The organism is Methylobacterium persicinum, assembly GCF_022179525.1.
Classification (GTDB): Bacteria; Pseudomonadota; Alphaproteobacteria; order Rhizobiales; family Beijerinckiaceae; genus Methylobacterium; species Methylobacterium persicinum.
Window position 1 is genome coordinate 102,231 of the sequence record NZ_BPQX01000012.1, and the last position, 17,113, is coordinate 119,343.

General features: G+C 70.5%; 16 protein-coding genes. 8 read left to right on the forward strand and 8 right to left on the reverse strand.

From position 1 onward, the window contains the following. Positions 1–102 precede the first annotated feature (102 nt). From glgX to MFF22_RS04345, 6 genes are all read right to left on the reverse strand, one after another. Positions 103–2,370: a glycogen debranching protein GlgX gene (gene glgX, locus MFF22_RS04320; RefSeq protein WP_238247691.1), complete on the reverse strand. Its 2,268-nt coding sequence runs from the start codon at positions 2,368–2,370 to the stop codon at positions 103–105. A 265-nt stretch (positions 2,371–2,635) separates the two neighbouring features. Further along, positions 2,636–3,604, reverse strand: coding sequence for an ABC transporter substrate-binding protein (locus MFF22_RS04325; RefSeq protein ID WP_238247692.1), 969 nt, complete (start codon positions 3,602–3,604; stop codon positions 2,636–2,638). Between the two features lie 231 nt (positions 3,605–3,835). Next, positions 3,836–4,534, reverse strand: coding sequence for an NUDIX hydrolase (locus MFF22_RS04330; protein WP_238247693.1), 699 nt, complete (start codon positions 4,532–4,534; stop codon positions 3,836–3,838). Beyond that, positions 4,527–5,414 carry a PhzF family phenazine biosynthesis protein gene (locus MFF22_RS04335; protein ID WP_238247694.1) on the reverse strand — a complete coding sequence of 296 codons (888 nt, stop codon included), beginning with the start codon at positions 5,412–5,414 and terminating at the stop codon, positions 4,527–4,529. The genes MFF22_RS04330 and MFF22_RS04335 overlap by 8 nt, the downstream gene beginning before the upstream one ends. Positions 5,415–5,459: 45 nt before the next feature. After that, positions 5,460–6,308: a pyridoxal kinase PdxY gene (pdxY, locus tag MFF22_RS04340; RefSeq protein ID WP_238247695.1), complete on the reverse strand. Its 849-nt coding sequence runs from the start codon at positions 6,306–6,308 to the stop codon at positions 5,460–5,462. A 33-nt stretch (positions 6,309–6,341) separates the two neighbouring features. Continuing rightward, positions 6,342–6,482, reverse strand: a complete 141-nt coding sequence (locus tag MFF22_RS04345; RefSeq protein ID WP_238247696.1) for a hypothetical protein — start codon at positions 6,480–6,482, stop codon at positions 6,342–6,344. Between the two features lie 43 nt (positions 6,483–6,525). Here MFF22_RS04345 and MFF22_RS04350 point away from each other — a divergent pair, with 43 nt between their 5' ends. From MFF22_RS04350 to MFF22_RS04360, 3 genes are all read left to right on the forward strand, one after another. Further along, positions 6,526–7,047: a DedA family protein gene (locus tag MFF22_RS04350; RefSeq protein ID WP_238247697.1), complete on the forward strand. Its 522-nt coding sequence runs from the start codon at positions 6,526–6,528 to the stop codon at positions 7,045–7,047. Positions 7,048–7,128: 81 nt separating this feature from the next. Then, a complete protein-coding gene (locus tag MFF22_RS04355; protein ID WP_238247698.1) occupies positions 7,129–7,659 on the forward strand; it encodes an MmcB family DNA repair protein in 531 nt (176 codons plus the stop codon). A 94-nt stretch (positions 7,660–7,753) separates the two neighbouring features. After that, the gene (locus MFF22_RS04360; RefSeq protein ID WP_238247699.1) at positions 7,754–9,358 is read left to right on the forward strand and encodes a Na+/H+ antiporter; all 1,605 of its coding nucleotides are present in this window, start codon (positions 7,754–7,756) and stop codon (positions 9,356–9,358) included. Positions 9,359–9,396: 38 nt separating this feature from the next. Here MFF22_RS04360 and MFF22_RS04365 read toward each other — a convergent pair whose 3' ends face one another. Continuing rightward, on the reverse strand, positions 9,397–9,651 hold the full coding sequence (locus MFF22_RS04365) for a hypothetical protein (protein WP_238247700.1): 255 nt from the start codon (positions 9,649–9,651) through the stop codon (positions 9,397–9,399). A 331-nt stretch (positions 9,652–9,982) separates the two neighbouring features. Between MFF22_RS04365 and MFF22_RS04370 the strand changes: the two genes are divergently transcribed. From MFF22_RS04370 to glyS, 3 genes are all read left to right on the forward strand, one after another. After that, positions 9,983–10,903 carry a glycine--tRNA ligase subunit alpha gene (locus tag MFF22_RS04370; RefSeq protein WP_238247701.1) on the forward strand — a complete coding sequence of 307 codons (921 nt, stop codon included), beginning with the start codon at positions 9,983–9,985 and terminating at the stop codon, positions 10,901–10,903. Between the two features lie 218 nt (positions 10,904–11,121). After that, positions 11,122–11,565: a nuclear transport factor 2 family protein gene (locus tag MFF22_RS04375; protein ID WP_238247702.1), complete on the forward strand. Its 444-nt coding sequence runs from the start codon at positions 11,122–11,124 to the stop codon at positions 11,563–11,565. Positions 11,566–11,614: 49 nt separating this feature from the next. After that, positions 11,615–13,714 carry a glycine--tRNA ligase subunit beta gene (glyS, locus tag MFF22_RS04380; RefSeq protein ID WP_238247703.1) on the forward strand — a complete coding sequence of 700 codons (2,100 nt, stop codon included), beginning with the start codon at positions 11,615–11,617 and terminating at the stop codon, positions 13,712–13,714. A 268-nt stretch (positions 13,715–13,982) separates the two neighbouring features. On the opposite strand, the gene otnC is transcribed toward glyS, so the two are convergent. After that, on the reverse strand, positions 13,983–14,654 hold the full coding sequence (gene otnC, locus MFF22_RS04385) for a 3-oxo-tetronate 4-phosphate decarboxylase (protein ID WP_238247704.1): 672 nt from the start codon (positions 14,652–14,654) through the stop codon (positions 13,983–13,985). A 152-nt stretch (positions 14,655–14,806) separates the two neighbouring features. Between otnC and MFF22_RS04390 the strand changes: the two genes are divergently transcribed. Further along, complete coding sequence (locus tag MFF22_RS04390) at positions 14,807–16,126, forward strand: MFS transporter (protein ID WP_238247705.1); 1,320 nt, start codon at positions 14,807–14,809, stop codon at positions 16,124–16,126. Between the two features lie 10 nt (positions 16,127–16,136). After that, positions 16,137–17,048, forward strand: a complete 912-nt coding sequence (gene ltnD, locus MFF22_RS04395; RefSeq protein ID WP_238247706.1) for an L-threonate dehydrogenase — start codon at positions 16,137–16,139, stop codon at positions 17,046–17,048. Positions 17,049–17,113 lie beyond the last annotated feature (65 nt).

Genomic DNA, 17,113 nt, shown 5'->3' on the forward strand with positions numbered 1-17,113 from the left:
GCCGGGCGCGGGTCGGGCCTCGCGGGCCGGTGCTGTATCCTGCGCGGGGGGCATCGCGCAAGGCACGCCCCCCATTAAAATGCGGCGTGATCGTTTTCGCCGTCACGCCTCGTCGTCGAGATGGAAGCGGACACGCTCCACATTCGCGCGCTCGAAGGCCTGCATCACATGCTGGTACGAACGCTCCATCTCCGTCGCTGCGTCGCCGGGCGTGTCCTCCGGCTTCAGCACGAACATCAGCAGCGAGCGACCCGTCACCTCGTAGGGCTGGCCGAAGGCAAAGCTCTCCGCATCCTGGCTGTCGGGCAGGTTGGTGTCGAGGAGCCGCGTCCAGGCCTCGCCCCCCACCGTCTCCGGCAGGGTGAAGGTCACGAGGTCGTGGTAGGCGTTGAACAGCAGGAGGAGCGTCGCGTCCCCTCCCCGCCGGTGAAGGCCCGTTGCCTGGGCACGGCCGTCGAGGCGTACCGCGAAGCTGCGGGCGCCGCCGTCGTTCCAGTTCTCGGGCGCCATCTCGCCCCCGTCCGGACGCAGCCACGTCACGTCCTGGACGCCGAACTCCTCGTCGTAGCGGCCGGTCAGGAAGCGGCCGCGGTTGAGGATCGGCAGGGCGTTGCGCAGGATGATCACGCGCTGCGTGAACTCGGCGAGGTCCCGCTCCTCGTCCGCGATGGCCCCCCAGTCCAGCCAGGAAATCTCGTTGTCCTGGCAATAGGCGTTGTTGTTGCCCCTCTGCGTGCGGGCGAACTCGTCGCCGGCCAGCAGCATCGGCGTACCCCGGGACAGGAACAGCGTCGCCAGCATGTTGCGCATCTGCCGGAGCCGCACCGCCCGGATGCCGGCATCGTCGGTCGGGCCCTCGACCCCGTAATTGTAGGACAGGTTGTGCGAGTGCCCGTCGCGGTTGTTCTCGCCATTCGCCTCATTGTGCTTGTCGTTGTAGGCGACGGTGTCGTGCAGGGTGAAGCCGTCGTGGGCGGTGAGGAAGTTGACGCTGGCCCAGGGCTTGCGCCCGCGCTTGTCGAACTTGTCCGCCGAACCGCTGACGCGGGCGGCCATGTCCGGCAGAAGGCCGCCATCGCCCTTCCAGTACCCGCGGACGTCGTCGCGGAACCGGTCGTTCCACTCGGCCCAGCCCGGCGGGAAGCCGCCGACCTGATAGCCGCCGGGGCCGCAATCCCACGGCTCGGCGATGAGCTTGACCGAGTTCAGCACCGGGTCCTGGCGGCAGGTGTCGAGGAAGCCGCCGCCCTCGTCGAAGCCGTAGGGCTCCCGGCCGAGGATGGTGGCGAGGTCGAAGCGGAAGCCGTCCACCCGCATCTCGGTCGCCCAGTAGCGGAGCGAATCGGTGACGAGCTGCAGCACCCGCGGGTGGGAGAGGTTGAAGGTGTTCCCGGTGCCGGTATCGTTGATGTAGTAGCGCTTCTCGTTGGGCAGGAGCCGGTAGTACGAGGCGTTGTCGATGCCCTTGAACGACAGGGTCGGCCCCTTCTCGTTGCCCTCGGCGGTGTGGTTGTAGACCACGTCGAGGATCACCTCGAGCCCGGCCCCGTGCAGGCGGGAGACCATCTCCTTGAACTCGGAGAAGGCGAAGTCCGGCACCGCCGCGTAGCGCCGGGCGGGGGTGAAGAACGAGATGGTGTTATAGCCCCAGTAGTTCACGAGGCCCTTCTCCTGCAGGTAGTCGTCCTGCACGAAGGAATGGACCGGCAGCAATTCGACCGAGGTGACGCCGAGGCTCTTGATGTAGTCGAGCACCTCCGGTGTGCCGAGGCCGGCATAGGTCCCGCGCAGCTTCTCGGGCACCCGCGGGTGGAGCTTGGTGAGGCCCTTCACATGGGCCTCGTAGAAGATGGTCCGCTCCCAGGGCACGTTGGGCTTCTGGTGGCGGCCCCAGGTGAAGGCCGGGTCGATCACCCGCGAGCGGCGGGTATACGCGGCGGAATCGCGGTCATCGAAGGTGGTGTCGTCCCCCGATTCCATCTTGTAGCCGAACAGGGCCGGGTTCCAGGTGATGGAGCCAACGAGGCCCTTGGCGTAGGGGTCGATCAGCAGCTTGTTCGGGTTGAACCGGTGCCCGGCCTTCGGCTCGTAGGGGCCGTGGACCCGGTAGCCGTAGATCGTACCGGGGCGGGCGTCGGGCAGGTAGCCGTGCCAGATCTCGTCCGTGTATTCCGGCAGCTCGATGCGCTCGATCTCGCGCTCGCCCTGGTCGTCGAACAGGCACAGTTCGACCTTGGTGGCGTGGGCCGAGAACAGGGCGAAGTTCACCCCAAGGCCATCCCAAGTGGCACCGAGCGGGTAGGGCAGCCCCTCCAGGATGCGCGAGCGGGCCGCACGGGCCTGGAACGTGGAACGGGGGGAATCGGACATGGGGTCTCCGGTGCTCCGCCTGCCGGCGCCGCGGCAGGGGCATTCCGGGAACGTGCCTGACACGGCGAAGCTCCCGCGCCGCCGCGAAAATTTGGTGAGGGTGGCCGTGGCGGATCGCGCAAGCCCCGACACCCCCACCGTCATTGCGAGCGCGCGCGAAGCGACGGCGGAATTGGCACTCGAGGAAGCGAAGGGCGGGGCACGGCGCGACGATTCCCCCCTTGCGGGGAGGGATCCCGGCTTGTCCCCGACCGACGGCTAGGCCTCACTGCGAGGCCGGCGCCGTGAAGCTGCGATCGACCGCGCGGCCGACATCGAGCGTGCGGGGCAGGATGCCATAGCGCGTCGCGCGGTCCGAGGCGGCCTGCACGTCCCTCACCACGCCGTCATCGATCGCGATCGGGCTGGTGCGCTGGGTGGTGTAGGCGGCGAGGAGCACGTCTTCGGGCAATCTGGTCTGTTCGGCCGTCGACCTAGCATAGTCGGCGAGATGGTCGAGGGACCAAGCCCGCGCCTTGTTCAGGCGCTCGACGAAGTCCCGCAGGGCCGCCCGCTTGGTGGCGATCGCGCTGTCCGAGGCGGTGATGAAGGTGATGGTCGGCGTCAGGCCCTCGCCGGTGGCGACCACGCGCGCCCCGTCCTTCAGCATGGCGAAGGAGACGTAGGGCTCCCAGACGGCCCAGGCATCCACCGAGCCGGCGAGAAGCGCGACCTTGGCGTCCACGGGACCGAGGGGCACGAAGGTGGCCTCCTCCGGCGCGATCCCCGCCTTCTCCAGAGTCGCCGCGATGAGGAATTGCCCCCATCCGCCCCGCGTGCCGGCGAGGCGCTTCCCCTTGAGATCGGCGGCCGAGCGGATCGGCGACCCCGCGCGGACGAGGATAGCCTGCGTCCTGGCCACCGCCCTCGTGCCGCCGATCGCCTTGATCGGCGCGCCGGCCGCGTAGGCCGTCAGGAACGACAGGTCGCCGGTATAGCCGACATCGAGGGCCCCCGCGTTGAGGGCTTCGAGGATCGGGGCGGCGGCCGGAAATTCGGACCATGCGATCCGGTAGGGCAGATCCTTCGCGTAGCCGGAGATGTCGAGGAGGGATCGGTTGCCACCCTTCTGGTCTCCGACCCGCAGGACGATCGTCTCATCGGCCGCCGCAGGGGCCGCGGACAGCACCGAGGCGGCGAGAAGCGATGCCGCGATGCGGCGTCCGATCACGCGAAGGCGGAAGGCGAAGGTCATATCGTCCGTCGTATGGTTGTGCATCACAGGTGCAGCGATGCTGGACGGCCGAGGGTATTGCTTGCGAAAGCATCGTCAACGAAACGATCCTCCGTATTTCCAAGACAAGCGGCAAGAAGATTTCAAGCTGACGGCATCGGAGAGAAAGCGAGACGCGTGGCGGCCGCCCCCCTTCTCCGGCGTGGGCCCGGAGCCGCCGATCCGGCAGCCTGGGGGCCACCGGATCGGGCATCAGAACGCGCCCGCCAGATAGGCCCGCACGAAGCCCGGCATGCGCTGTGGGTCGAGGTCGGCGGGCCCGCGGAGGACACGGAAGCCGGCGAGTTCCGGCTCGGCCTCCGTCCGGCGGTGGGCCTCCGCCCGGGCCAGGAGGATGTCGGCAGAATCGGGGAAGCGCACCGGGCGCAGGAAGGCGAGTTGCCCCTCCCCTTCGAGGAGGATCCACTCCTCCGGGGCGCCCTCGGGCAGGCACAGGCCGGTCTCCTCGGTGAATTCCCGCGCCGCGCTGCCGGCAAGGTCGACCGCCGTCCCGCGGACGTCGTCCCGGTCGGGGGTGCCGCAGGGGAAGTAGAGCTGGCCGGCGGTGGCGGTGTGGGCGCCCATCTCGCCCACCAGAACCGCCCCGTCGGCACTCCAGGGCACGATCGCCGCGAAGGCGTTGGCGACGTCCCCGCCGAACCGGCCCCCATCGCGATAGGCGATGAAGTGGGAATAGCGCGTCTCGAACAGGTCGATCCGGCAGAGCCCGTCGGCGACCGCATGGGCGCAGGAGAGGAGGACGACCCCGTCGAACAGGGCGGGGCGCTCTGCCTGCCGCCGGGCCCAGTGAGCCGCGATGGCCTCTGCATGGTCCCGCGCCCAGGGCCACTCATGGTACACGAGGCGGCCCTCGATCCCCGTGAGCCGGGTCGTCCGGAGGCCCTCAGACACGCAGGGTCCCCTCGGAGACGAGCACCGCCGAGCCCCCGATCTCCACGGCGCGCAGGGCGCCGGACTCGATGACGAGCTGCAGGGCGATCGTGCTCGGGCGGCCCATGGCCTGCCCCTGGGCGATGGCGACGTCGTGGGTCCCGTCGCCGAGCGCCTCGAACTGCATGAGCACCCCGGCGAAGGCCGCCGCGGCGGAACCGGTGGCAGGATCCTCCGGCACGCCCATCCGCGGGGCGAACATCCGGGTGCGGAAGGCGAGGCCCGTCCCCTCCGGATCGGGGGCGTAGAGATAGAGCCCGTCGCCCTCCTCCGGCGCCGCCACAGGGCGGACGGCATCGAGGCGCTCCACCGAAGCCACCGGCACACAGGTGAAGGACGGCCCCGTCCGATGCCGGCTTGGCTGGTGGCGCCCGAAGCCGATCTCCGCCGGGGCCAACCCCAGGCGCTCCGCCAGCACCGCCGGCTCCGGCCCCGGCCCGAGAAACTCGGGCATCGCCGGAAGCCTGAACCGGGCGCGGCCCCCCGTCCCGTCCGGCAGGATCTCGACGAGGCAGGGGACGGTGCCGATCCCCTCCTCCAGCCCGAAGGCGCGGGCGTCGGCGCCGGGCGGATCCTGGAGGGCGAGGAGCACTGCCGTGCCGACGGTAGGATGGCCGGCGAAGGGCAACTCGCGGGCGGGGGTGAAGATGCGCAGGCGCGCCCGGTGCCGAGGGTCGGCCGGGTGCAGCACGAAGACCGTCTCCGACAGGTTGAACTCGCCGGCGACGGCCTGCATCGTCGCCCCGTCGAGGCCCTCCGCGTCGAGGACCACCGCGAGGGGGTTGCCGGCGAGCGGCGTCCCGGTGAACACGTCGAGGGTGGCGAAGCGGCGGCGGCTCATGACGGGACCTCGTTTCGCGGGACAGGGACGGAGGAGGGGCGGCGGTCAGACCGCCTCGGCGGCAAAGGTCGCGGTGGGGGCGACGAACTCGTCCTGTGCCTCCACGGTGAGGATCTCCCGCGATCCCGCCTCGGCGGTGCGCCGGAGGAGGCCGTAGACCGAGGCCGCGGCCTTCGCCAGGGCGAGGGCGGCGGAGCGCTCCCGGGCGTAGTGGACGAGAAACAGGGCGGCGATGCAATCGCCCGCGCCGTTGATGGCGAGGTCGAGGCGCGGGGTCCGCACCCGGAACAGGCGGGAGCCCTCCCCGGCCAGCAGGTCGATCCGATCGGCGGGCGTGTCGTCCGTGGCGGCCGAGGTCACCACCACCACCCGCGGCCCCCGGGCCTGGAGGGCGGCGACGGCGGCCCTCGCCTCCCCGAGGGTCCGGCTCGGGAGGCCGGTGAGGAGGTTCAATTCGAACTGGTTGGGGGTGACGATGTCGGCGGCCGGCACCGCCCGCTCGCGCATGAATTCGGTGATGCCGGGGCGGACATAGACCCCCTCCTCCGTGTCGCCGAGCACTGGATCGCAGCAATAGAGCGCGTCCCGGTTCTCGGCCCGCACGGCGGCGACCGCCTCCAGGATCGCCTCGCCGATCTCGGCCGAACCCATGTAGCCCGACAGCACCGCGTCGCACCGGGCGAGCGCCCCGCGCTCGCCGACACCCCGGACCACGTCGCGGATGGTCTGCGCGGCGAAGACCTCGCCCCGCCACGCGCCGTAGCCGGTGTGGTTGGAGAACTGCACGGTGTGGACCGGCCACACCTCGACCCCGAGCCGCTGCATCGGAAACACCGCCGAGGCGTTGCCGACATGGCCGTAGGCGACATGGGACTGGATGGAGAGGACGTTCACCGGGGCGGCTCCAGGCAGGCCGGCACTCGGGACTCAGGCGGCCTCGCCGGGAAGCTCCTGGACCACCTGCGGATTCTTGTCGAGGAGGGCGAGCGGGACCCAGTCCTCGAAAGGGAGGTGGCGACGAAGCACCCATGCCCCGTGCCGGGCGATGATCCCTTGTCCCCTCGGCATCCGCGCATCAGATGGGACCGACCCAAGGAGATTATTCCGGCGCATGGACATCGAAGCCCTTAAGGACTCGACGCTCGCCTTCGTGGAGACCCACAAGGCCTGGACGCCCGTCATCGCCGCCGTCCTCGCCTTCTGCGAATCGGTGGCGGTGCTGTCGCTGTTCGTGCCGGCGACGGTGATCCTCATGGCGGTCGGGGCGCTGATCGGCGGGGCCGGGCTCGCCTTCTGGCCGGTGGTGATCGGGGCGGCGCTGGGGGCGGCGACGGGGGATTGGCTGTCCTACGAAGTCGGGCGCTGGCTCGGGCCGGGGGCCAAGCAGAAATGGCCCCTCAACCGCTATCCCGCGATGACCCTGAAGGCCGAGGGCTTCATCGGCCGCTGGGGCGTGGCCGCCGTGGCGCTCGGGCGGTTCTTCGGCCCGGCGCGGGCGCTGGTGCCGCTGCTGGCCGGCGTGCTCGGCATGGCCCGCCTGCCCTTCCAGTTCGCCAACGTCACCTCGGCGGCGGTGTGGGCCTTCGTGCTCCTCGCCCCCGGCGCGGGGCTGCTCGCGTGGTTCGACCGCTGAACCGCGTGGTGCCGCGCCGCAGGTGACGGCACCGGCCCAAGCCATCAGGATGTCCCGATTCGGCACGATACCGATTCGCAGATGACAGCCACCGCTTTTCCCAAGATCTCCGCCGAGATCTCCACGACCACCTCCGCCGAGCCTTCCCTCGTCCTTCCCCCGGACCGGCGCCAGTCGCCCACCGCCCTGCGCATCCAGCGCGGGGTGCGGCGGCTGTTCTCGGAGATGGGCTGCGTGACCCTGCCGGAATTCTCCCTCGTCAACGGCCGGCGGGCCGACGTGATCGCCCTGTGCGGGGCGGGCCGGCTCACCATCGTGGAGATCAAGTCGAGCGTCGCCGACTTCCGTGCCGACCGGAAATGGCCCGACTACCGGGATTTCTGCGATCGCTTCTTCTTCGCGATCCCCGACGACGTCCCCGAGGATCTGATCCCGGAGGAATGCGGCCTGATCGTCGCCGACGCCTACGGTGCGGCGATTCTCCGGGAGGCGCCGGAGCATGCCCTGAGCGGCGCCCGGCGCAAGGCCGTGACCCTGCGCTTCGCGCACAGCGCGGCGCGGCTGCTCCACGCCCTGGCCGACCCCGGCGCGATCCGCGAAGGGGCCCTCTGACGCCCGTCGCCGTCGCGGGTGGGGCGCCGATGGCATCTGGGGTGCGGGAAACGCCCCGCTTGCCCGGCGCGGGCCCGCAGTCCACAGCTTGGGCATGACGCCCGTCGCGCTGTTCGAACTGGTCCTCGCGCTGCTGAGTGCGGCCCTGGTCCTGTCCCTCGCCGCCGCCCGGCTCGGCCTTCCCCCCGCCGCCGCCCTGGTGGTCGGCGGCATGGCCCTGGCCTTCGCGCCGGGCCTTCCGGCCTTCGACCTCGACCCGGACCTGATCATGGGCCTATTTCTGCCGCCGCTGCTGCTCGAATCGGCCTACTTCACCGTCTGGCGGGACTTTCGCGCCTCCCTCGGCCCGATCCTGTCCCTGTCGCTGGGGGCGGTGATGTTCACGACCCTGGTGGTCGGGCTGGTGGCCCACTGGGTGGTGCCGGGCCTGCCCTGGGCGGCGTGCTTCGCACTCGGCGCCATCGTCTCCCCGCCGGACGCCGTGTCGGCCAAGGCGGTGCTGGCGCGGGTGACCCTGCCCCGCAAGACGGTGACGGTGCTGGAGGGCGAGAGCTTGGTCAACGACGCCTCCGGCCTCGTGCTCTACCGCTTCGCCGTCGCCGCCGCCCTGACCGGGGCCTTCGACGCCTTCGCGGCGCTCGGCAGCTTCGCGTGGCTCGCCGCGGCGGGCATCGCGGTAGGAGTGGCCCTCGGCTTCGCCGCCAACTGGGCGATCGGGCGCCTGCAGGATACGGACGCGACGACGGTGGTGACCTTCCTCGTCGCCTACCTCGCTTACCTCGCGGCCGAGGAGATCCATGCCTCGGGGGTGCTGGCAGTGGTGGCCTGCGGGCTGATGCTGGGGGGGCGCGAGCACGAGACCTTCGACGCCCGCACCCGGACCCACGCGCTGGCCGTCTGGGGATTCGTGGTGTTCCTCCTGGAGGCGCTGGTCTTCGTGCTGATCGGGCTGGCGCTCCGGGGCGTACTCACCCGGATGGGCGGCAGCGAGGATGCCGTGCTCGCCGGCCTGCCCCTGGCCCTCGCCACCACGGCGGCCTGCGTCGTCGCCCGCCTCGCCTGGGTGTTTCCCGCCGTCCACCTCTCGCAGATCCTGGCCCGGCGGCGGTCGGACGCGCCGCCGCCCCTCAGCCCGGCGATTCCCCTGGTGATCGGCTGGGCGGGGATGCGCGGCGTCGTCACCCTGGCGGCGGCGCTTGCCCTGCCCCTCGGGTTCCCCGGGCGGGACCCGATCCTGCTCGCCTCCTTCGCGGTGATCCTGTTCACGGTGCTGGTACAGGGCACCACCCTGGGGCCACTGATCCGCCGCCTGCGCCTCGGCGGGGGCGCGAGTCTGCCGGACGGGCACCTCGATGCCAGCATGGCCCGGGTGGCGGTGAACCAAGCGGCCCTCTCCGTCCTGGAGAGCCTGCAGGAGCCCGAGACAGGCGCTCACCGCCATCCTCGCCTCGTAGAGCAGTACCGGCTTCGGGTCTGGGCCACGTCGCGTCTGCGCGACGAACGTCAGGCGGCCGAGCCGGAGCGCGACGCCCATTTCATGGCAGCCCTCGCGGCGGTTCAGGCGGGGCGGAAGGCCCTCATCGCCCTCCACCGGGACGGGGTGGTCCACAGCTCGGTGCTGCGGACCCTCGAGGCCGAACTCGACCTCGAGGAACTCCATCTCCGGCAGATCGGCGGCGAATCCGCCGGCCACGGCTGAGGGCCATCCGCCTGAGCGAAGGCGGGTTCAGCGGGCGATCAGCGGGCGGCGCAGCCCTCCGGCGTGCCGTAGCTGCCGTAGACGACCCGCACCTTGTGCTGGCAGGCCGGGACCGGCGCCGGGGAGACGGCGGCGACCTCCACCGGCTCGACCCGCAACGTGGCGGTGGCAATGGGATCGTCGGCGGTCGCGAGCGCCCGGGTCGCGCCCATCACGACGGGCGTGGCGGCCATCGCCGAGAGGGCGAGGGTGGCGACGAGGGTGAGGTGACGGCGGGCGAAAGACTGGTTCATCGTCGGTGGTCCGCAACATTCGGCAGCACGAGGGCGCCGGATTTCCCCTGGTTGCAGACATAACTTGACCATTGGCGCGCAGGTTCCGTCGCCCTGTGCCGTCTCAGCCGGGTCCCCTAAGCAGAACGGCACGCGCAAAGGTTCCGTGCACCTTCAGTGGTGAAAGACTTACTGCTTTCACACGGGAAAAGGTCGATGACAGGGCGTGTGATCCTTGGATCAGGGGACATGCACCCTGTCGTGGGCCGGACCTGCATCGCGGCCCAGGCGCCTTGCGCCCGCCGCCCCGCTCTCCTAGACCCCCGGCCGAGTCCGAAAGCCCCGACCGACCATGCCGAGCGCCGCGCCCCATCCGAAAAAGTCCTTCCAGGGGCTGATCCTGGCCTTGCAGGAGTTCTGGGCGGCCAAGGGCTGCGTGATCCTGCAGCCCTACGACATGGAGGTCGGCGCCGGCACGTTCCACCCGGCCACCACCCTGCGGGCGCTGGGGCCGAAACCGTGGAAGGCCGCCTACGTGCAGCCCTCCCGCCGCCCGAAGGACGGGCGCTACGGCGAGAATCCGAACCGGCTGCAGCACTACTACCAGTTCCAGGTGATCCTGAAGCCGAATCCGCCGAATTTGCAGGAACTCTACCTTGCCTCCCTGGAGGCGATCGGCGTCGACCTGAGGCTGCACGACATCCGCTTCGTGGAGGACGACTGGGAGAGCCCGACGCTCGGCGCCTGGGGGCTCGGCTGGGAATGCTGGTGCGACGGGATGGAGGTGAGCCAATTCACCTATTTCCAGCAGGTCGCGGGCTTCGAATGCGCCCCCGTGGCGGGGGAACTGACCTACGGCCTCGAACGGCTTGCCATGTACGTGCAGGGCGTCGAGAACGTCTACGACCTGGACTTCAACGGCGCCGAGGGCGAGGACCGGGTCACCTACGGGGACGTGTTCCTCCAGGCCGAGCAGGAATATTCCCGCCACAACTTCGAGGCGGCCGACACGGCGATGCTGTTCCGCCAGTTCACCGACGCGGAAACGGCCTGCCGGACCTATCTCGACGCGGGTGCCCCCGCCGAGGGCGAGCGTCACCGCATCGTGCAGCCGGCCTACGACCAGTGCATCAAGGCGAGCCACGTCTTCAACCTGCTCGACGCGCGGGGCGTCATCTCGGTCACCGAGCGGCAGAGCTACATCCTGCGGGTCCGCGAACTCGCCAAGGCCTGCGGCGCGGCGTGGCTGAAGACGGCAGCCGGGGGGGCCTGACCGGCCGCAAGCCGCTCGCCTCGCCCCGCGCCGTCATCGCGAGCGCCGCGAAGCGACCCAGGGCAGCGGAACGCCTCAGAGCGTGGCGCATCCCTGGATTGCTTCGCGGCGCTCGCAATGACGGTGACGGCGTGACGGGGAGCCCCTTGCGCCCTCGTGCGTTGCAGCCCCGCCAATCGGCGCGCCCCGGGCGCGTCCGCAGACGCGGGAACCGCAGCATGAAAAAGACCGCCCTCGCCCTCGGCCTCCTCGCGCTGGGCCTCGCCCCCGCCCTCGCCGCCGAGCCCGGCCCGGAGGCCGTGGTGAAGAAGCTCTATGCCGAGCCCCACCCGAATCACTCGGCTGTCTACACGAAGCGCCTGCAGTCCCTGTTCGATGCGGACGCGAAGCAGGCCAACGGCGCCACCGGCAACCTCGATTTCGACTTCCGCCTCAACGGCGAGCCCATGAAGCCTGATACCGTGAAGGCCCTGACCTTCAAGGAGGCCACGGAGGGCAAGGATCAGGCGAAGGTCACGGTGGAGCGCAAGGGCGGCGACGGCTCGAAATCCATCGTCTACGACCTCGTGCGCGAGGATGGCGGCTGGAAGGTCTCCGACGCCCACGCTATCGGCGACCAGAAGTGGCAGCTCTCGACCATCCTGAAGGGCGAGGCGCGGTAACCGCTCCCGCACCCTCGACAGGGGTGCGGCGCGGCGATATGGCCGCGCCATGCCCGACCTCCTGCTCGAACTCCGCTCGGAAGAGATCCCCGCCCGCATGCAGCGGCGGGCGGCCGAGGATCTCCGGAAGCTCGTCACCGACGCCCTCGTGGCGCGAGGCTTCCTCTACGAGGGCGCCAAGGCCTTCGCGACGCCCCGGCGCCTCGCCCTCCATATCGCCGGCCTGCCGGCCCGGGGCGAGGCCGTGCGCGAGGAACGGCGCGGCCCCCGGGTCGGCGCCCCCGAGGCCGCGATCCAGGGCTTCCTGAAGGGCGCGGGACTGACGAGCCTCGACCAGGCGACCACGGTCACCGACCCGAAGAAGGGCGAATTCTACCTCGCGGTGATCGAGAAGGCCGGCCGCGAGACGCTGGACGTGCTGGCCGAGATCCTGCCGGAGATTATCAAAAACTTCCCCTGGCCGAAGGCGATGCGCTGGGGCGCGGCCTCGGCCCAGCCGGGCAGCCTGCGCTGGGTGCGCCCGCTCCAATCCATCGTGGCGACCTTCGGCCCCGAGACCGAGACGCCGGAGGTGGTCCCCTTCGAGGTCGGCGGCATCAAGGCCGGCACCACCACCTACGGCCACCGCTTCCTGGCGCCCGGCGCCATCGAGGTCCGCCGCTTCGACGACTACATCCAGGCGCTGGAGAAGGCGAAGGTCATCCTCGACGCCGACCGTCGCAAGGATGTGATCCTCCACGATGCCCGGGACCTCGCCTTCGCCCGGGGCCTCGAACTGGTCGAGGACGACGGCCTGCTGGAGGAGGTCGCCGGCCTCGTGGAATGGCCGGTGGTGCTGCTCGGCTCCTTCGACGCCGCCTTCCTCGACATCCCCGCCGAGGCGATCCGCGCCACGATCCGCGCCAACCAGAAGTGCTTCGTGCTGCGCCAATCGGGCTCCGAAGACCTGGCTCCGGCCTTCATCCTCGTCTCGAACCTGATGGCCAGCGACGGCGGGCTCGCCATCACCGCCGGCAACGAGCGGGTGGTGCGGGCGCGGCTCTCGGACGCGAAGTTCTTCTGGGAGACCGACAAGGCGACGAAGCTCGAAGCCCGGTTGCCGAAGCTCGACAGCATCGTCTTCCACGAGAAGCTCGGGACGCAGGGGCAGCGCGTCCAGCGCATCGCGGCGCTGGCGAAGGAGCTGGCCCCGCTGGTCGGCGCCGATCCGACGCAGGCCGAGCAGGCGGCACGGCTGGCCAAGGCCGACCTCGTCACCGAGATGGTCGGCGAGTTCCCGGAATTGCAGGGCCTGATGGGCGCGAAATACGCGGCGCTGGAAGGACTTCCGGCGAGCGTCGCGACGGCGCTCGGTGACCACTACAAGCCCCTCGGCCCCACCGACCGGGTGCCGACCGACCCCGTCGCCATCGCCGTGGCGCTTGCCGACAAGATCGACACGCTGGTGGGTTTCTGGGCCATCGACGAGAAGCCGACGGGCAGCAAGGATCCCTATGCGCTCCGGCGGGCGGCGTTGGGGGTGATCCGGCTGATCCTCGACCGGTCCTTGCGCCTGCGCCTGCTGGACCGGTTCGGCGCTGCAGACCGGGGGCTCGGCGCCCGGGCGGGTGCCGATCCGGCCGACCTCCTCGCCTTCTTCGCCGATCGCCTGAAGGTCTATCTCCGCGATCAGGGCGCCCGGCACGACCTCGTGGACGCGGTCTTCGCCCTGCCTGGCCAGGACGACCTGCTTCTGATCGTCCGCCGGGTTGAGGCGCTCCAGAAATTCCTGGAGACAGAGGACGGCAAGAACCTGCTGGCGGGCTACAAGCGCGCGGCCAACATCCTGCGCATCGAGGAGAAGAAGGACGGCCGCGCCTACGACGCCGCCCCGGATGCCGCCCTCGCCGCCTCCGGCGAGCCGGCCGAGCGGGCGCTCGCCGCAGCGTTGCAGACCGCCCGCGCCGAAGCGTCGAAGGCGGTGGAGGCCGAGGATTTCTCAGGCGCCATGCGAGCCCTCTCGACGCTGCGCGCCCCCGTCGACGCCTTCTTCACGGACGTCACGGTGAACGCCCCCGACCCGAAGCTCCGCGAGAACCGCCTCGCGCTGCTCAACGCGCTGCGCGCCGCGACGCAGGAGGTGGCGGACTTCTCGAAGATCGAGGGGTAGGGCGGCGTTTCCACCGCCCTCCCCGTCCTTGCGAACGCAGAGCAGCGCCGCCTCGGAGAAGACAAAGCCGGCGGCTGGCGACTAGTCCCACCCCTCTGCCCTCATCCTGAGGTGCCGGCGCGCAGCGGGGGCCTCGAAGGAGGGCTCCAGTGAGCTCCGCGATCCCTGGAGCCCTCCTTCGAGGCCCGCCGAGGCGGGCACCTCAGGATGAGGCGGGGGGTGGGTTCGACGGCACCTTGCCGTCCACGAGGGGGGACAAGGTCCCCCCTCACCCGTGATCGTGCCCGTCATGCTCGGGCAGCGTGAGCCCGAAATGGCTCACCAGATCCTGCACCTGCCCCGGTGAGAGGTGGCGCGGGTTGAGGTTGCGCAGCAGGAGATAGAGCTTGGCCGTCTCCTCCAGTTCCTCCGTGGCGAAGACCGCCGCTTCCAGGCTCTCGCCCGCCACCACCGGGCCGTGGTTGGCGAGCAGCACCGAGGCATACCGACCGGCCAGCCCGCGGATCGCGTCGGCCACCGCCGGGTCGCCTGGGCGGAAGTAGGGGACCAGCGCCGTGCCGCCGGTGCGCATCAGGTAATAAGGCGTCAGGGGCGGCAGCACCGCCTTCGCATCGATCTCCGGCAGCATCGACACCGCCACCGCATGGGTCGAGTGCAGATGGACGATGGCCCGGGCCGTCCCCCGGCTCTCGTAGAGGGCGGTGTGGAGGGGGATCTCCTTCGTCGGTTTGTCCCCCAAGAGGAGCCGTCCCGCCCCGTCGAGGCGGGAGATCCGCGCCGGGTCGAGGAACCCTAAGGACGCGTTGGTCGGCGTCACGAGCCAGCCGCCGTCGGGCAGGCGCAGCGAGATGTTGCCCGACGATCCAGGCGTCAGCCCGCGCTCGAACAGCGAGCGGCCGTAGCGGCAGATCTCTTCCCGCAGGCGGGCTTCCTCGCTCATGCAGTATCCCTTTAACAAGCGCGCTACAGATCGCCGATTCTTTTGTAGGAGTTATCCCCACGCTGTTCAAATCGCGTTATAGGACGGCAGAAGCCGTCGCACGAACGGCGGATCGAGCCCTCGCAACGCGGGGGCGAGGGAGGAACCAAGAGATGCCCGTCCAGGCCGCCACGGCGCCGGGGAGCGCCGCGCCCACCGAGCAGAGCTTCATCGACAGGACCTATTCCAAGGTCTTCTGGCGGCTCGTGCCGTTCCTGATGCTCTGCTACATCGTCGCCTATCTCGACCGGGTGAATGTCGGCTTCGCCAAGCTGCAGATGTCGAAGGAACTCGGCTTCTCCGAGACCGCCTACGGGCTCGGCGCCGGCATCTTCTTCCTCGGCTACTTCCTGTTCGAGGTGCCCTCGAACATCATCCTGCACAAGGTCGGCGCGCGGGTCTGGATCGCGCGGATCATGATCACCTGGGGGCTGATCTCCGGGGCGTTCCTGTTCGTGAACTCGGAGACGACGTTCTACGCGATGCGTTTCCTCCTCGGGATCGCCGAGGCCGGGTTCTATCCGGGGGTGATCCTCTACGTGACGAACTGGTTCCCGTCGCACCGCCGGGCGCGGGTCATCACCGTCTTCATGGCGGCGATCCCGATCTCGGGCGTGTTCGGCAACCCGCTTTCCGGCTGGATCATGGACGCGTTCCACGAGGCCCACGGCCTGTCCGGCTGGCAGTGGATGTTCCTGATCGAGGCGGTGCCCGCCGTGCTCGTCGGCATCGCGGTGCTGCTCTACCTCGACAACCGGCCCTCCGAGGCCAAGTGGCTCGACCCCGCCGAGCGGCAGGTGCTGGAGCGGGACATCGCCGCCGAGGACCGCACCAAGACCGACAGCCCCCACTCCCTCGCCACCGTCTTCCGCAACGGGCGGGTGTGGTTCATGAGCCTGATCTACTTCCTGTTCGTGGCCGGGCAGTACGGGCTGGCCTTCTGGGTGCCGACCATCGTCAAGGCGTCCGGCATCCAGGGCAACTTCCACATCGGCCTCGTCAGCGCCATTCCGTTCCTCGTGGCGACGGTGGTGATGGTGGGCCTCGGGCGCAGTGCCGACCACTTCCGCGAGCGGCGCTGGCACCTGATCGGCCCGGCCCTGATCGGCGCCGTGGGTTTCGTGGTCTCGGCCGCCAGCACGGACACGGTCGTCGCGATCACGGCGCTGTCGGTGGCCGCGGGTGGGGTGCTCGCCTGCTCGCCTCTGTTCTGGTCGCTGCCGACCGCCTTCCTCAGCGGCGCGGGCGCGGCGGCGGGCATCGCGCTCATCAACTCGGTGGGGAACCTCGCGGGCTTCGCCGGCCCCTACGCCATCGGGGCCCTGCGCGACTACACCGGCAGCACCGCCGCCGGCATGTACGTGCTGGCGATCACCCTGGTGCTGGGCGCGGCCTGCGTGTTCGCGGTGCCGCCCCGCCTCGTGAACAAGTGAGGAGGGCGCGATGACGGACAACGGACAGCGCCGCGCGGCGGTAATCGGCCTGGGCTCGATGGGCTCAGGCATGGCGGCCTCGCTCCTGCGGGCGGGGTTTTCGGTGGTGGCCTGCGACGTGAACGGGCAAGCGGTCGCCCGCTTCCGGGAGGCCGGCGGCGAGGCGGCATCCACCCCCGCCGAGGCGGCGAAGGGTGCCGCCGTGGTGGTCGCGGTGGTGGTCAACGCCGCCCAGACCGAGGCGGTGCTGTTCGGGCCGGACGGCGCGGCGGCGGCCATGCCGGAGGGGGCGGTGTTCGTCTCCTCCGCGACCATGGACCCGGCCGTCGCCCGGCGCCTCGCGGCCCGGCTGGAGGCGACTGGCCGCCATTACCTCGACGCGCCGATGAGCGGCGGCGCCGTGCGCGCCGCGGAGGGCGAGCTAACCTTCCTCGCCTCGGGTTCGAAGGCGGCCTTTGCAGGGGCGCGGGACGCCCTCACCGCCATGGCCGGCACGGTCTACGAACTCGGCGACGAGGCGGGCCAGGGCGCGGCGTTCAAGATGATCAACCAGCTGCTCGCGGGGGTGCACATCGCCGCCGCCTGCGAGGCGATGAGCTTCGCGGCGAAGCAGGGCCTCGACCTGAAGCGCGTCTACGAGGTGATCACAAAGTCGGCCGGCAATTCGTGGATGTTCGAGAACCGGGTGCCGCACATCCTCGACGCGGATTATGCGCCCCGGAGCGCGGTGGACATCTTCGTGAAGGACCTCGGCATCGTGCAGGACATGGCCCGGGCGGAGAAGTATCCGGTCCCGGTGGCGGCGGCCGCTCTGCAGATGTTCCTGATGGCCTCCGGCTCCGGCATGGGCCGGGACGACGACGCCTCCGTGGCAAGGCTCTACGCGCAGGTATCGGGGGCGAGGCTGCCGGAAGCCGGATAGCCACCGGCCTCCCCTGCCCCACCCTCATCCTAAGGCGCCCGCGCCAGCGGGCCTCGAAGGCCTCA

Coding starts and splice junctions, on each gene's coding strand:
- glgX (WP_238247691.1), bottom strand. CDS start 2,370: ATGTCCGATTCCCCCCGTTCCACGTTCCAGGCCCGTGCGGCCCGCTCG.
- MFF22_RS04325 (WP_238247692.1), bottom strand. CDS start 3,604: ATGACCTTCGCCTTCCGCCTTCGCGTGATCGGACGCCGCATCGCGGCA.
- MFF22_RS04335 (WP_238247694.1), bottom strand. CDS start 5,414: ATGAGCCGCCGCCGCTTCGCCACCCTCGACGTGTTCACCGGGACGCCG.
- MFF22_RS04345 (WP_238247696.1), bottom strand. CDS start 6,482: ATGCCGAGGGGACAAGGGATCATCGCCCGGCACGGGGCATGGGTGCTT.
- MFF22_RS04350 (WP_238247697.1), top strand. CDS start 6,526: ATGGACATCGAAGCCCTTAAGGACTCGACGCTCGCCTTCGTGGAGACC.
- MFF22_RS04355 (WP_238247698.1), top strand. CDS start 7,129: ATGACAGCCACCGCTTTTCCCAAGATCTCCGCCGAGATCTCCACGACC.
- MFF22_RS04360 (WP_238247699.1), top strand. CDS start 7,754: ATGACGCCCGTCGCGCTGTTCGAACTGGTCCTCGCGCTGCTGAGTGCG.
- MFF22_RS04365 (WP_238247700.1), bottom strand. CDS start 9,651: ATGAACCAGTCTTTCGCCCGCCGTCACCTCACCCTCGTCGCCACCCTC.
- MFF22_RS04370 (WP_238247701.1), top strand. CDS start 9,983: ATGCCGAGCGCCGCGCCCCATCCGAAAAAGTCCTTCCAGGGGCTGATC.
- MFF22_RS04375 (WP_238247702.1), top strand. CDS start 11,122: ATGAAAAAGACCGCCCTCGCCCTCGGCCTCCTCGCGCTGGGCCTCGCC.
- glyS (WP_238247703.1), top strand. CDS start 11,615: ATGCCCGACCTCCTGCTCGAACTCCGCTCGGAAGAGATCCCCGCCCGC.
- otnC (WP_238247704.1), bottom strand. CDS start 14,654: ATGAGCGAGGAAGCCCGCCTGCGGGAAGAGATCTGCCGCTACGGCCGC.
- MFF22_RS04390 (WP_238247705.1), top strand. CDS start 14,807: ATGCCCGTCCAGGCCGCCACGGCGCCGGGGAGCGCCGCGCCCACCGAG.
- ltnD (WP_238247706.1), top strand. CDS start 16,137: ATGACGGACAACGGACAGCGCCGCGCGGCGGTAATCGGCCTGGGCTCG.